Consider the following 13,524-nt stretch of genomic DNA (forward strand, 5'->3'; position numbering starts at 1 on the left):
GCTGTTGCTGTTGTTGTTGCTGCTCTTTTTTATTTTCTTGCTGCTGTTGTTCTTGTTGTTGCTGTTGTTGCAACATTAATTGAGCCATTCGTAAGTTATATCGAGCATCTTCATCTTTTGGATTTTGGCGTAACGCATTTTTATAAGCCTCAATACTTTCTGCCACTTTCTTATCCATTAAATATGAATTTCCAAGATTATACCATGCTTCCGATGCTTTCTTTGGATCAGACTCAGAAACTGCAACTTTCTTAAATTCTTCCGCTGCATCGGCATATTTTTCTTGTTTATATAGAGCATCCCCTAAATTAAAGTTTGCCGTAACTGATGATGGTGAAGCCTCAAGAGCCTTACGATAATCAACCTCTGCTGAGACATAATTTTTTGCTTCAAACTCTTTATTTCCCCTTCTTATAGAGGTACGTTCAGTTTTATTACCAGAATCTGATCTATTATCATTCTGAGAAAATACCACACCGGGGAGCGACAACAATAGAGTAATTATTATAAATATTTTCATTATTTATCGGTAAAAAAGTTTATTCTTTGGGTTAGTTTACTCTTTCCATTAAGTATCCATGAATCAACAAGTAAAAGGATAAATGCCAATATCGCCAATACTTGATATTGTTCTTCATAATCAGAATATACTTTAGATTCTATATCCGAGCCTTTCATCTTACGTACCTCTGCAACAATTGCTCTTAAAGCACTATTTGAATTATCTGCCGATATATATATTCCATTACCTGCTTTTGCAATCTCCTGTCCAAGTTGCTCATTAAGTTTGGTTATAACAACATTTCCTTCACGGTCTTTAATAAAGTTATTTGAAGAGTTTCCTATGGGTATTGGTGCTCCTTTTGAGGTTCCTACTCCAATTACATCAACCCTAATACCTCGCTTGGCAGCCTCAGTGGCAGCGCCAACTGCATCATCTTCATGATTTTCAGCATCAGTTATAACTATAATTGCTTTATCAGCACTATCATCTTGAGTGAATGAATTTGCCGCTAAATCAATTGCTCGTCCAATAGATGTTCCTTGTGTTGGAACCATATTTGTATTTATGGTTGACAAGAACATTTTTGCAGAGACAAAATCAGATGTTATAGGTAATTGGGTATAGGCATCACCAGCAAACACCACAAGACCTATTTTATCATTATCCAATTCATCAACAAGTTTTGACAGAATCATCTTTGCTCTATCAAGTCGAGTTGGTGTAATATCTTTTGACATCATTGAGTTTGAAACATCAAGCACTATCTCAATCTCAACACCCTCTTTTTTTACAGTCTCCAACTTTGACCCCATTTGAGGACGGGCAATTACAAATATCAAAAGTATTAATGCAAGTTGTTGTAAAAAGAATTTTAATGACGGGCGATATTTTGATACCTCGGGCATAAGAGGCTCAATAACCGAAATCTTTCCGAATTTTTTTAAATTCTTTCTACGTTTAAACTCTCCATAAAAAAAGACTCCCCATATTACTACAACAATGAAGAGTAGATATAAATATTGCGGATTTGCAAATCTGAACATAGTTGTGTATGATTAAGGAATATTTTTTAATATTGTATTTTTTAATAATATATCGGCACACAAAAGCAACATTGCCAATATTGCCCACGGCATAAATCTTTCTTCTCTTTTACTATACTCTGTAACAGAAAGTTTAGTTTTTTCCAACTTATCAATTTCCGAGAATATATCTTTCAACGCATTTTTATCTGTTGCTCTAAAATACTCACCATCAGTTTTAGAAGCAATCTCTTTTAGTGTGTTTTCATCAATTTCAACAGGGTAATTTTGATACTGAATACCATATGGGGGTTGTACGGGATATGGAGCCATACCTTGAGTTCCAACACCAATTGTATATACCCTGATACCAAATGTCTTGGCAATATCCGCAGCAGTTACTGGCGCTATATCTCCTGCATTGTTAGTTCCGTCGGTAAGCAAAATAATTGTTTTAGATTTTGCAGGACCATCTTTTATTCTATTAATTGCTGTTGCAAGACCATCTCCAATTGCTGTACGATCTTCTATCATTCCACACTCAACATCTTTCAAAAGATTTAATAATGCAGAGTGATCAGTTGTCATTGGGCACATGGTAAAACTCTCTCCTGCAAATATAACCAAACCTATATTATCGTATGTTCTTCCCGAGACAAACTGAGCCGCAACATCTTTTGCAGCATCTACTCTATTGGGTTTAAAATCTCGTGCAAGCATTGATGTTGAAATATCGAGTGCAACAACAATGTCAATACCCTCAGTTGTACGATTTGACCAACTATTTGTTGATTGAGGTCGTGCCAAGGCTATTATAAGTGCAGTTAATGCACACACTCGTAAAACAAAACGTAAATGTCGAAGATAATATTTATAACTTCGGCTCAATTTATCAAATGGCAAGGTGGTTGACACCTCTATTGAAGCGTCACTCTTATGCTGTTTTAATATGTACCACGCCACAAGTGGTATAAGAAGTAACAATAACCACAAATAGGCTGGATTTGCAAATATCATCATAATAATCACTCTTTATTATTTTGAGTATCTTCTAATTGCTCTTCTGATTGAGGTTTTGTATCCTCCACAAAAGAGATTGCATTACGCATGGAAGCCTCATTATCATCAGGCAATGGTCGCATTTTTGCAAACTTTACAAAATCGGCTACTGCTAATATACTCTTCATATTCTTTTCAACCAATTTTGTCTCTTTATTTTCTCTTAAAGAGGCAAGTATTTGAGTTGATGTCATCTCCATTGCATTTATGCCAAAACGCAAATTGAGATACTCTCGTAAAATATCAATAAGTCGTGTATAGTAAAGTTTGTCTTGTCCCGATTGCCATAACTTCTCTTCTTTTAATTTCAAGAGTTCTTCCATTGCCTTTTCGTAAGGAGGTATCTGTGCTATCTCCTGAGCCTTTTCTAATAGATCTTTCTTAAAGAATTTAAGATAAGCATATATTGCAACACAAATTATAAGAAGAACTAAAAGAATAATCCATACATAACCGGGAATAAAATCTAATAAAACAAAGCGAGGAGACCAAACATCTTTTATCTCTTTTAAGTCAAGATTTTGTTGATCAACTACAACAGGAACCACTTTTAAACTTAATGATTCCGAAGCAAAAGTGTCTTTATCCAATAGACACTTTATTGGTGGTATATAATAGAATCCCGAATCAAAAGATGTTATAATTATGTCTTTATTAATTTGAATACGATTATTCTTTATATCAGTTGTATCTCCTTCTGTTACAGACAACACCTCAACTCCTTGAGTTAGTGTATCAGATGGTATAAGCATCAATAATTGAGCATCTTTATCTTGAACAACCTCAAGCTTTATGGAAGTTTGTTCTCCCATCCATATTGCTGAGGAGTCCATTTTTGTTGACACTATAACACTCTGTGCCATTACAGAGGTTGAGAACATCAACAAAAAAGCATAAAGAACTCTTTTTATATTTGTAAAAAACATAAGTTATCTATCTTTTATAATTATCTTTTTTCAAAGAGAGTCATCAATGAACGAACATAATCTTCATCAGTTGCAATAGAGGTTATATCCACTCCGCTTTTTCGTGCTGCATCTTGCATTGCTTCTTGACACGAATTCCACCAAGATGTATATTGCTCTCGTACTTTCTTTGACGAAGTATCAATCCACATATCACCACCCCTCTCTGCATCTTTTAATTTAATTAATCCTACATTGGGTAATTCTGCTTCGCGTTTATCATATATTTGCAATGCAACCATATCATGCCTATTATTTGCAATAGTAAGTGCTTTTTGATAATTCTTTTTATCAATAAAATCACTCATCATAAATATGGTACAACGTTTCTTTATAGCATTAGTTACGTACTCCAAAGCAAGTGCAATATCAGTTTTTTTGTTCTGTGGAGTAAATTCTATTAACTCTCTAATTATATACAGAACATGACGTCTTCCCTTTTTAGGTGGTATAAACTTCTCAATTTTATCCGAGAAGAATACAACGCCTATTTTATCGTTGTTTTGAATTGTAGAAAAGGCAAGAGTTGCAGCAATCTGAGTTATCATCTCCTTTTTTGATTCTCCCACTGCTCCAAAATTACGACTTGCAGATACATCAATAAGCAACATAACTGTAAGTTCTCGTTCCTCTTCAAAAACCTTTATAAAGGGTTTATTGTGTCGTGCTGTAACATTCCAATCTATATCGCGAACGTCATCACCAAACTGATACTCTCTAACTTCTGAGAACGTCATTCCCCTACCCTTAAAGGCAGAGTGATATTGTCCCGCAAAAATATTGCGAGATAATCCGCGACTCTTAATCTCAATCTGACGGACCTTTTTTAATAAATCTGATGTCTCCATCCGATAAAGATTTCTATTAATTAGGGAACTTCTACTTTATTAAGGATTTCACTTATTACCTCTTCTGTGGTAATATTATTTGCTTCTGCTTCGTAACTTAATCCAATACGGTGACGTAGGACATCGTGACAAACGGCACGAATATCCTCAGGTATTACATATCCTCTTTGTTTTAAGAAAGCATATGCTCGAGCAGCAAGAGCCAAATTAATAGATGCTCGTGGAGAAGCTCCGAAAGAAATCATATCTTTCAAATCTTTTAATTCATAATCTTGAGGGAAACGTGTTGCAAAAACTATATCAACAATATATCTCTCAATCTTTTCATCTAAATAGACTTTACGAACTACATCACGAGCTTCAACAATCTCAGAAGGTTTAATTACAGGTTTTAAATCAAATGATTCTCCTGATATGTTTTGACGTATTATCTGTTTCTCCTCCTCTTTTTTAGGATAACCGATAATAACCTTTAACATAAAACGGTCAACTTGTGCCTCGGGCAAAGGATAAGTACCCTCTTGCTCAATAGGGTTTTGGGTTGCCATAACAAGGAAAGGATCATCAAGTTTATAAGTATTTTCACCAATTGTTACTTGACGCTCTTGCATCGCTTCCAATAAAGCACTTTGTACTTTTGCCGGAGCACGGTTTATCTCATCTGCCAATACAAAGTTAGCAAAGATAGGCCCCTTCTTTGATAGGAATTGTTCTTTTGCCGGACTATATATCATAGTACCAATAACATCGGCAGGCAAAAGATCTGGAGTAAATTGTATTCGGTTATACTTTGCATCAATTAAAGATGCCAACGATTTAATTGCCAATGTTTTTGCCAAACCCGGAACTCCTTCTAATAGAATATGTCCATTAGACAACAATCCTATTAACAGAGAATCAACAAGGTGTTTTTGACCTACAATAACCTTATCCATTCCCATTGTAATTGTATTTACAAAAGAACTTTTACTTGCAATTAGTTCATTAAGTTCACGAATATCAACCATTTGATTCATATCTTATTTATATTTATAAATTAATTTTTCAAAAACTGTCACAAAGTTAACGTCTATATACTTAAATTTAACAATTGCGACTGTTAAAAATAACAAATCGCAATTAATTAATATTATATCTACTCTATTTCATACAATATCTGTTGTTCAAGTGCTTTTGCTCTCTTCAGAGACTCGGGATTAGAGGCATCTATATCATATTTACTTGCATCAGGAACAATTACCTTATCTCCCGGTTGCAAATCTTTGGGATTCCAAATCTTATTCTCTCTATAAATATATACCCAGAACACTTTATCCCCATAATATTTATTGGCAATAGTTGTTAAGAACTTTCCTCTTGTTATTGTCTCAATAATGGGCTCTTTAGGCTTAACATCTTCAACAACATTAACGCTATCAACCACCTCTGTTTTTATAGCATCTTCTACTTTTACAACCTCGATACTATCTATGGGATTAACAACTGATATATCTGCATTGTTCTTAGAGATATTATCACTCTCAGCGTCTTTATCACTATTTTGTTCAACTAAAGAAGATAGATTAAATGATGAGAATGAAAGAGAAAATCCTTTCTCGTTACCAATAAAGAACTTCCAAATAAATATAAAAACAACAAATAATAGCAAAGCAGTCAAGAACCCACTTATATACCCATTACGAGTGTGCTTACGATACTCCCTTTCAATTTTCTTTTCATCAAGAACTTTAGCTGTATCTCCTGTTTTAACTTCTGTTAGAGATATATTATTTTCTGATTCTGTTTTTTCGCAATCATCCTCAATAGTATCTTCTATTTGTTCGGCAACACTCTCTGATTGCTCTTTGTTATCTTCATCAGAATTCTCTTGAGCATCCTCGTTTACTTGATCAATATCTTGCGATTGTTCTGCTATATCAACAATTACAACATTCTCATTTTGAGCCAATGCGTTATCTTCTGATTGTTCATTAGTTTCAACATTAACCAACTGAGAATTATCCTCTTGCAGGTCATCATTATTTACAGTAACAACCTCTGTTGTGAATGCAGCAAAAGGAGCATTTACAGCATCTCGCATAGATTTGTCAGGTGTAAAAGACAATTTATAGTGACCGGGTATTTCAATACTCTCCTTTGTATTTACATCAACACTTGTACGTGCATCAACCCATACAGGAGAGAATGTTCCTACTCCTTTAATTGTAAGAGACTCCCCTTTTGATATAACCTCAGAAGCCAAAAGGAAAAACTCTTTAACAAACTGTTCCGCCTCCTTTTTAGTCAATCCGCTTTTATCTGCTACAGATTCAGCAATATCTAATATGGTAAGTTTATTATTCATTTGGTTTAATTCCTTTTAATTGATTCTTAATTGATGTTGAGGGTTTAAATGTCAAAACAATTTTTGGAGGCACAAGCATTTTGCTACCAGTTGCAGGATTAAAAATTTCACGCTCTAATTTCTTTTTTGGTTCAAAATTACCAAACCCTTTAACTGAAACAGTATTCATATCGGCACATTGCTCTTTCAATGTTTTAACAACACATGAAGAGATGCGTTCAGTACTCCTTTTATCCTTACCTACCCTCTTTTGAAGAAGTTCTAAAAATTCTTTATATTCCATTATTTTTGAAAATAATCAACAACTTAATTGTTAATTTACAAAGATACGCAAAATATATAAAAGATAAAATATGTAAGAGAAAAAGTTCTGTAAGTTATATTACAAGATACCAATAAAAATAGTTATCTGTTTTTACATATAAACAAGAAAGAGTGTGTTGAGACACACTCTTTCTAATATTTATATCTTAAGAACTTTACATTAATCGTTCATTGATATTAACAGCTCTTCATTAGAACTTGTTTTAAGCATCCTATCTTTAATAAATTCCATTGCTTCAACAGAGTTCATATCTGAGAGATAATTTCTTAACACCCACATTCTTCGTAAAGTTTCATCATCTAACAATAAATCATCACGACGTGTTGATGATGCAACTATATCAACTGCCGGGAATATACGTTTATTTGAAAGTTTACGATCAAGTTGAAGTTCCATATTTCCTGTTCCTTTGAACTCTTCAAATATTACATCATCCATTTTTGAGCCTGTCTCGGTCAATGCTGTTGCAATAATCGTCAAACTTCCGCCATTTTCTATATTACGTGCTGCTCCAAAGAACCTTTTTGGTTTATGTAATGCATTTGCATCAACTCCTCCAGAAAGCACTTTGCCTGATGCAGGTGATACTGTATTGTATGCTCGTGCAAGACGTGTTATTGAATCAAGGAGTATAACCACATCGTGACCACACTCTACCATACGTTTTGCCTTCTCCAACACTATACTTGCCACTTTCACATGACGCTCTGCTGGCTCATCAAAGGTTGATGATACAACTTCGGCCTTCACACTTCTTGCCATATCTGTTACCTCCTCAGGGCGTTCATCAATTAACAATATTATCATATACACCTCAGGGTGATTTGCAGATATTGCATTTGCAATATCTTTCAATAACATTGTTTTTCCTGTTTTAGGTTGAGCAACAATTAATCCGCGCTGACCTTTTCCTATTGGAGAGAACATATCAATTACTCTTACAGAGATATTGTCTCCTCCATTTGATGTTAAATCAAATTTTTCATCAGGGAACAATGGTGTAAGATGATCAAATGATATCCTATCCCTAACAAATTCAGGAGACCTACCATTAATCATATCAACTTTGGTTAATGGGAAATACTTCTCCCCCTCTTTGGGTGGGCGTATAGGTCCCTCGACAACGTCTCCTGTTTTTAATCCAAAAAGTTTAATTTGTGATTGCGATACATATATATCATCAGGAGATGTTAAATAGTTATAATCTGCTGAACGCAAGAAACCATACCCATCAGGCATTATTTCTAACACTCCTGAGTTAACTATTCTATTTTCAAAATCGTATGTTTTATCTTGAGGTTCAGCTTGCTCAGCCGGTTTTAAAAGAGAGGTTTCTGCTTCTTGTACTGGTTCAACAATCCTTTTCTTTATTGGTGCAGATTGTTGTGGTTGTGGTTGTTTGTTTCGTGGAACAAAACGTTGATGTTCACTATGTGGAAAAAATGTTTGAAATTGTGTTGTCTCAGACTTTTGTTCCTCTTCAAGTTTTACCTCTTCGACAGTTGAGTTTTTTACGGCTTCCGAATTAACTTCTGTCTGAGTATCTTCTTTAGAAACAATTTTTCTAATACGTTTTCTTGGTTTTTTCTCTTCTTGAATAGTTTTATCTTCGGTAGGGGATAAAACTTCTACAATACTCTTTTCTTCAACAACATTTTGTTCTGGGGTAGGCTCAACCGAAGTCTCTTTCTTTTGTTTTGACTTTCTGCTTATCATCTTCTTTGGCTGAAGTGATGATACTTCTGCTCCTTTTACCGTCAAGACCTCTTTGTCTTTCATCTCTTTGTCTTTTGTTACTTTTACCTTTGACTTTGGTAATATTGCCGCATTTTCAGCTTGATCATCTAATATTTTATAAACCAAAGCCTCCTTAGAGTATGATGATATTTTTGTTATACCCATACCCTTAGCAATAGAGTGCAAATCATCTAAAGATTTTGCATTCAATTCTGAAATATTGTACATGAAATAATAATATATTTAAGGTGTTCACCTTAATGTTTAATTATAACAGATAATCTGTTGTTATATAATTACTATAGGATTTTTTATAGAAATAAACATATCATCCCTTATTATGAGATAATATTATTAATGACAACACTCTCACCCTTACTAATATTGGTTGATGTCACTTATTCTATATCTCTTTCTATATTGATATTCATCATAAAGAGATATACTTAAACCAAACACTATAGAACAATTACTAAAATGCAACAAGCTATTTCTATCTATGGTTTGGGAAGATAACAAAAAGAGTCTTTTACTCATGGAATTCTTCGCAAAGATAGATATTTTTTTATAAAAAAACAAATTTGCCTATTTTTTGTTCGGCTCTTCTATATTTCTATCCGCAAACCATCGTATGCAAAAAACACGTTTTCAGGCAATTGCATTGAGACCTCCTCATGCAAACCCATATGATGGCTCATATGTATCAAATAAGTTTTCTGAGGCGATACTCGTTCAATTATATTTAGGGCATCTTGAAGTGTTTGATGCGAAATATGTTTAGTTTTTCGTAAAGCATTTATAATTAAAATATCAAGAGAACGTAATTTCTCTATCTCTTCATCAGAAATCGTAAGCATATCTGTAATATATGCCACATTTCCAAATCGATACCCCAATATGGGTAAATTATAATGCATTACTCTTATTGGTTGAATATCTCTACCAGATATCTCAAATGGTGTATTATCTATGATTTTAATATCTATATTTGCAACTCCAGGATATCTGTTTTCGCTAAAACAATATGGATACATTCTTTTTATGGAGTCCGCCACATTCTGTTCCATATAAATAGGCATTGGTTGAGTATATGTAAAGGAACGCAATTCATCTAATCCAGAGATATGGTCATAATGGTGATGTGTCAACAATACTGCATCTATATGTTTGATATTATAATTAAGCATCTGTTGACGAAAATCTGGGCCACAATCTATGAGTATGTTTTTATCTTCATCAGATATTAACACCGAAGTTCGCAATCGTTTATCTTTTGGATTAGAAGATTTGCAGACTTCACACTCACACCCTATTTGCGGTATTCCAGTGGATGTTCCTGTACCTAAAAATAGAATTTTCATATCTAATTTTATATATAAATTACTTCAGGAACTATCTTAACCCTATATTTATCGTAAACCGACTGTTTTATTTGAGTTGCCAACTCTATAATATCGGATGGGCTTGCATTGTTCTCATTAATCAACACTAAACACTGCTTATGATATACTGATGCTCCTCCCACTTTTTTTCCATGCCATCCTGCATTGTCAATTAACCAAGCGGCAGATAGTTTTACTTTATTATTTGGCAATTGATAGGAAACAATATTTGGATACTCCTCTTTTAAAGATAAAAACAGATCTGTATCAATTACAGGATTTACAAAGAAACTTCCTGCACTTCCAATTTCAGAAGGGTCTGGCAGCTTTTGTTTTCGAATATCTATTATGGCTTCTCTAAGGGATTGCAATGTAGGAGTATCACCAACTGCACTTTTAAGATTTCCATACTCTAATTTATAGTTAGGAGTCTTACTCAATCGGTATTCTACATAAGTAATTATGTATTGACTTTTTAATTGAGTCTTGAACACACTGCTTCTGTATCCATACTTACACTCTTCGTTGGTAAATATTGTTTCAACACCTGTCTCCACATCAACAGCAAATACTCGCTCAATAACATCTTTTGCTTCTACTCCATAGGCTCCTACATTTTGGACTGCCGAAGCTCCTACTTCTCCGGGAATATAAGATAGATTTTCTACTCCATACCAATTATTTGATACTGCATACGCCACAAAATCATCCCAAACCACTCCTGCTCCTACTTTAAGTATTACATAATCATCTTTATCTTGAACAGTAATCTCTTTTATCTTAGAATGTAATATAATACCCGGATAATCCTTTGTAAATAATAGGTTACTACCCCCTCCTATCTGTAAAAAATTATTACTTTTTATTACAGGAGAGATTAATAACGAGCGTAAATCTTCAACGGTATCGTACTCTGCAAAATAACGCGTTGTTATATCCATACCAAATGTATGGTATGTTTTCATTGATATATTTTCTCTTATATTTATCATACTTTTTTTACATTACACGGAACTCAACTAATAATCCGTCTTTAAACTCCAAATATGTTCCTGTTCTATAAATCCATCGCTCTCTCAATCCCGAATACTCTGGTATTTGAGATACTTCATTTGGCAAACCAAGAGATATACTACACTCATCCTTTGTCATCCCCAAAGATACTCTTGATTGTGTTATCTGCTCCCATACGCTATCTTTTATTTGTGGGTATTTATCTCGAGGATTTGTAAATGAAAATAATTTATCAAATGCCGAATATTGCGACATATACATTGTGGTATATACCATATACTCCTTTCCCTCATCTGTCTTAAATATTAAGGACAAAGGATAGATTTTATTTCCGGCAACAACCTTTTGTATAGTTACAGGGATTAATCTTCTCCCCTTCTCTTCTACACCTTCAGTAGTATACCAATTATATGTTTTTATATACACAACCTTCTCTTTTAAAAGAGAATCGGCCTTTGATATATAGTTGTATGAAACAAATTCAGGCAATAATGGCGTAAAGTTTGAGGAGAATATATCTGCTATAGGTTTTGAAACTTTATATATAAAATGTGTATTATCTCTTTCAAACAATATATTTGTTTCAAATCCTTTCCATGTTTGAATCTCTTCAAGACCTTTATATTCAAAGATTGCTCCTTGTAAATCAGAATAGTTCTCTTTTACTCCATTCTTAGGGTATAACAAAGCGGGTAACTCGTTAGTTACACAAACAAATTTATCACCATTCTCCCACTCCTTTAAATATTCCTCTTTAAAATTTGTCTGCATAAAGAGTTTCTCTTGAGATATACTCTCTGTTTCATCTTCTCCCAATTTAGATGATGAACACGAGTATCCCAATATTAGCAATATTAATACTCCTACAAATTTAATATTATATATATCAGATAGTATCATCAATATGATTTCGTAGAATATCTTTTATCTTATCTATTGCTGTTCGCAAATAGAGCACTCTACACTGCTCCTCATCAGGCAATGTCTCTATTTTTGAATCTGATATTAAATCTTCAACATAATCTATTATTCGTTGCATATTCTCAACATCATGGAGTTCAGAGTATGTATATAACATTTTTAAGCATGTATCTACATCGTATTTATCAAGTGCAAAGGCTTTCTCATAATATTTTAACGCCTCTCTATATTCTCCACATTTTGTCTCTATATCACCGGCTAATATATATATCTTTCCGTCAGACTCATCATAATCAGAAGAGTTAAGTTTTAACAACGTCTCCTTTGCCTTATCATAGCTCTCCTGCTCATAATAGAGTTTTGTTAACATATATAATATATCTGATGAGTGTGGCTCAATCTCCTCTGCTTGTCTCAACAAATCAATAGCAACTAATGGTTGTTGCGATTTGTATCTATTTTGAGCTTTTACATACAGGATTTTTGCATCTAAAGGATTATGTTGCAGACTTTCATCTAATACTCTATCACTCTTATCATACAGGCCTAATTTGTTATAACATGTTGCCATTAACGTATATATATATTCGTTTTGGCTTTTATCTAACGATTCAAGTATTGTTATTGCATCTTTATAATAACCTTGCTCAGCACAACAATAGGCTTTATAATATAGAGCATCTGAGTTTTCAGGATCTATCGCCAATGCATAATCTATGGCTTCAAATGCCTTTTGAATATCAGAATCGTATAGATATAATTCTATTGCCCTTAACCATTCACGATAAGAATATGGATCTATATCAAGAATTTTCTCAACTACCTGCAATTGCAATTTATATTCAGACTCCTCCTCTAATATCTTCATAAATTCACGCAAAAGATATAATTGCTGAGCTCTTTCAAATTTCTTAATTGAATTAAATATATCAAGAAGTATCTCCTTATATAATTTATAGTCGGCACATAAATCAATTACACTTAAAAGGTCTTCAGTTTGCAAACTTCCCCCTTTTAGCAACTCTTTTATTAGGGTTATTGCCTCTTCAATATCTCCCGATATTAATCGCAATTCCACTCTTATTAATTGAGTTTCATTACTTTTGTCTGTTACAATAGACATAATATTCTCAGCCTCGTCTATTTGTCCCTTAATTAAAAGGAAATAAGCTTTCCTTGCTAAGAGTTCTTCTGACATAGGATGATACTTTAGCCCCATCTCTATTGCCTCTATTGCATTAGATAGCATTGAAGCCATTTCATACTCCAATGCTATCTCTTCATAATCTTCAGTATCGAACCACTCTACGCTTTCTCCTCGCAACATACTCTCATATCGCAATAACAAATCTGTTTTTTTGCTCATACTCAAATATAATGTGATTCAACTATCAAACAAATG

General features: G+C 33.6%; 13 protein-coding genes. All 13 read right to left on the reverse strand.

The window, feature by feature from the left end:
• Positions 1-520 (reverse strand): tetratricopeptide repeat protein (locus IKK64_05660; GenBank protein ID MBR4119551.1); only part of this gene is annotated, 520 nt, incomplete at its 3' end.
• Positions 520-1,548 carry a VWA domain-containing protein gene (locus IKK64_05665; protein ID MBR4119552.1) on the reverse strand — a complete coding sequence of 343 codons (1,029 nt, stop codon included), beginning with the start codon at positions 1,546-1,548 and terminating at the stop codon, positions 520-522. The genes IKK64_05665 and IKK64_05660, both read right to left, overlap by 1 nt.
• 12 nt (positions 1,549-1,560) lie before the next feature.
• Positions 1,561-2,544 (reverse strand): VWA domain-containing protein, encoded by a 984-nt coding sequence (locus tag IKK64_05670; protein ID MBR4119553.1) that lies wholly within the window; start codon positions 2,542-2,544, stop codon positions 1,561-1,563.
• A gap of 8 nt (positions 2,545-2,552) precedes the next feature.
• Positions 2,553-3,512: a cell wall anchor protein gene (locus IKK64_05675; protein ID MBR4119554.1), complete on the reverse strand. Its 960-nt coding sequence runs from the start codon at positions 3,510-3,512 to the stop codon at positions 2,553-2,555.
• Positions 3,513-3,532: 20 nt separating this feature from the next.
• Positions 3,533-4,399, reverse strand: coding sequence for a DUF58 domain-containing protein (locus IKK64_05680; GenBank protein MBR4119555.1), 867 nt, complete (start codon positions 4,397-4,399; stop codon positions 3,533-3,535).
• Between the two features lie 20 nt (positions 4,400-4,419).
• Positions 4,420-5,415 carry a MoxR family ATPase gene (locus tag IKK64_05685; GenBank protein MBR4119556.1) on the reverse strand — a complete coding sequence of 332 codons (996 nt, stop codon included), beginning with the start codon at positions 5,413-5,415 and terminating at the stop codon, positions 4,420-4,422.
• A 119-nt stretch (positions 5,416-5,534) separates the two neighbouring features.
• Positions 5,535-6,743 carry an HU family DNA-binding protein gene (locus IKK64_05690; protein ID MBR4119557.1) on the reverse strand — a complete coding sequence of 403 codons (1,209 nt, stop codon included), beginning with the start codon at positions 6,741-6,743 and terminating at the stop codon, positions 5,535-5,537.
• Positions 6,736-7,026: an HU family DNA-binding protein gene (locus tag IKK64_05695; GenBank protein MBR4119558.1), complete on the reverse strand. Its 291-nt coding sequence runs from the start codon at positions 7,024-7,026 to the stop codon at positions 6,736-6,738. Before IKK64_05695 ends, IKK64_05690 begins: the two co-directional genes overlap by 8 nt.
• A gap of 201 nt (positions 7,027-7,227) precedes the next feature.
• On the reverse strand, positions 7,228-9,033 hold the full coding sequence (gene rho / locus IKK64_05700; GenBank protein ID MBR4119559.1) for a transcription termination factor Rho: 1,806 nt from the start codon (positions 9,031-9,033) through the stop codon (positions 7,228-7,230).
• Positions 9,034-9,410: 377 nt separating this feature from the next.
• Positions 9,411-10,166, reverse strand: a complete 756-nt coding sequence (locus tag IKK64_05705; GenBank protein ID MBR4119560.1) for an MBL fold metallo-hydrolase — start codon at positions 10,164-10,166, stop codon at positions 9,411-9,413.
• An 8-nt stretch (positions 10,167-10,174) separates the two neighbouring features.
• On the reverse strand, positions 10,175-11,179 hold the full coding sequence (gene murB, locus IKK64_05710; GenBank protein MBR4119561.1) for a UDP-N-acetylmuramate dehydrogenase: 1,005 nt from the start codon (positions 11,177-11,179) through the stop codon (positions 10,175-10,177).
• A 7-nt stretch (positions 11,180-11,186) separates the two neighbouring features.
• Complete coding sequence (locus tag IKK64_05715) at positions 11,187-12,101, reverse strand: hypothetical protein (protein ID MBR4119562.1); 915 nt, start codon at positions 12,099-12,101, stop codon at positions 11,187-11,189.
• Positions 12,088-13,488: a tetratricopeptide repeat protein gene (locus IKK64_05720; GenBank protein MBR4119563.1), complete on the reverse strand. Its 1,401-nt coding sequence runs from the start codon at positions 13,486-13,488 to the stop codon at positions 12,088-12,090. Before IKK64_05720 ends, IKK64_05715 begins: the two co-directional genes overlap by 14 nt.
• Positions 13,489-13,524 lie beyond the last annotated feature (36 nt).

Source organism: Bacteroidales bacterium (assembly GCA_017521245.1).
Classification (GTDB): Bacteria; Bacteroidota; Bacteroidia; order Bacteroidales; family G3-4614; genus Caccoplasma_A.

What these genes read in the sequence shown, in the direction of transcription:
- IKK64_05665 (MBR4119552.1), bottom strand. Translation starts at nt 1,548, where the DNA reads ATGTTCAGATTTGCAAATCCGCAATATTTATATCTACTCTTCATTGTT.
- IKK64_05715 (MBR4119562.1), bottom strand. Translation starts at nt 12,101, where the DNA reads ATGATACTATCTGATATATATAATATTAAATTTGTAGGAGTATTAATA.
- IKK64_05670 (MBR4119553.1), bottom strand. Translation starts at nt 2,544, where the DNA reads ATGATATTTGCAAATCCAGCCTATTTGTGGTTATTGTTACTTCTTATA.
- IKK64_05680 (MBR4119555.1), bottom strand. Translation starts at nt 4,399, where the DNA reads ATGGAGACATCAGATTTATTAAAAAAGGTCCGTCAGATTGAGATTAAG.
- IKK64_05695 (MBR4119558.1), bottom strand. Translation starts at nt 7,026, where the DNA reads ATGGAATATAAAGAATTTTTAGAACTTCTTCAAAAGAGGGTAGGTAAG.
- IKK64_05720 (MBR4119563.1), bottom strand. Translation starts at nt 13,488, where the DNA reads ATGAGCAAAAAAACAGATTTGTTATTGCGATATGAGAGTATGTTGCGA.
- murB (MBR4119561.1), bottom strand. Translation starts at nt 11,179, where the DNA reads ATGATAAATATAAGAGAAAATATATCAATGAAAACATACCATACATTT.
- IKK64_05690 (MBR4119557.1), bottom strand. Translation starts at nt 6,743, where the DNA reads ATGAATAATAAACTTACCATATTAGATATTGCTGAATCTGTAGCAGAT.
- rho (MBR4119559.1), bottom strand. Translation starts at nt 9,033, where the DNA reads ATGTACAATATTTCAGAATTGAATGCAAAATCTTTAGATGATTTGCAC.
- IKK64_05685 (MBR4119556.1), bottom strand. Translation starts at nt 5,415, where the DNA reads ATGAATCAAATGGTTGATATTCGTGAACTTAATGAACTAATTGCAAGT.
- IKK64_05675 (MBR4119554.1), bottom strand. Translation starts at nt 3,512, where the DNA reads ATGTTTTTTACAAATATAAAAAGAGTTCTTTATGCTTTTTTGTTGATG.
- IKK64_05705 (MBR4119560.1), bottom strand. Translation starts at nt 10,166, where the DNA reads ATGAAAATTCTATTTTTAGGTACAGGAACATCCACTGGAATACCGCAA.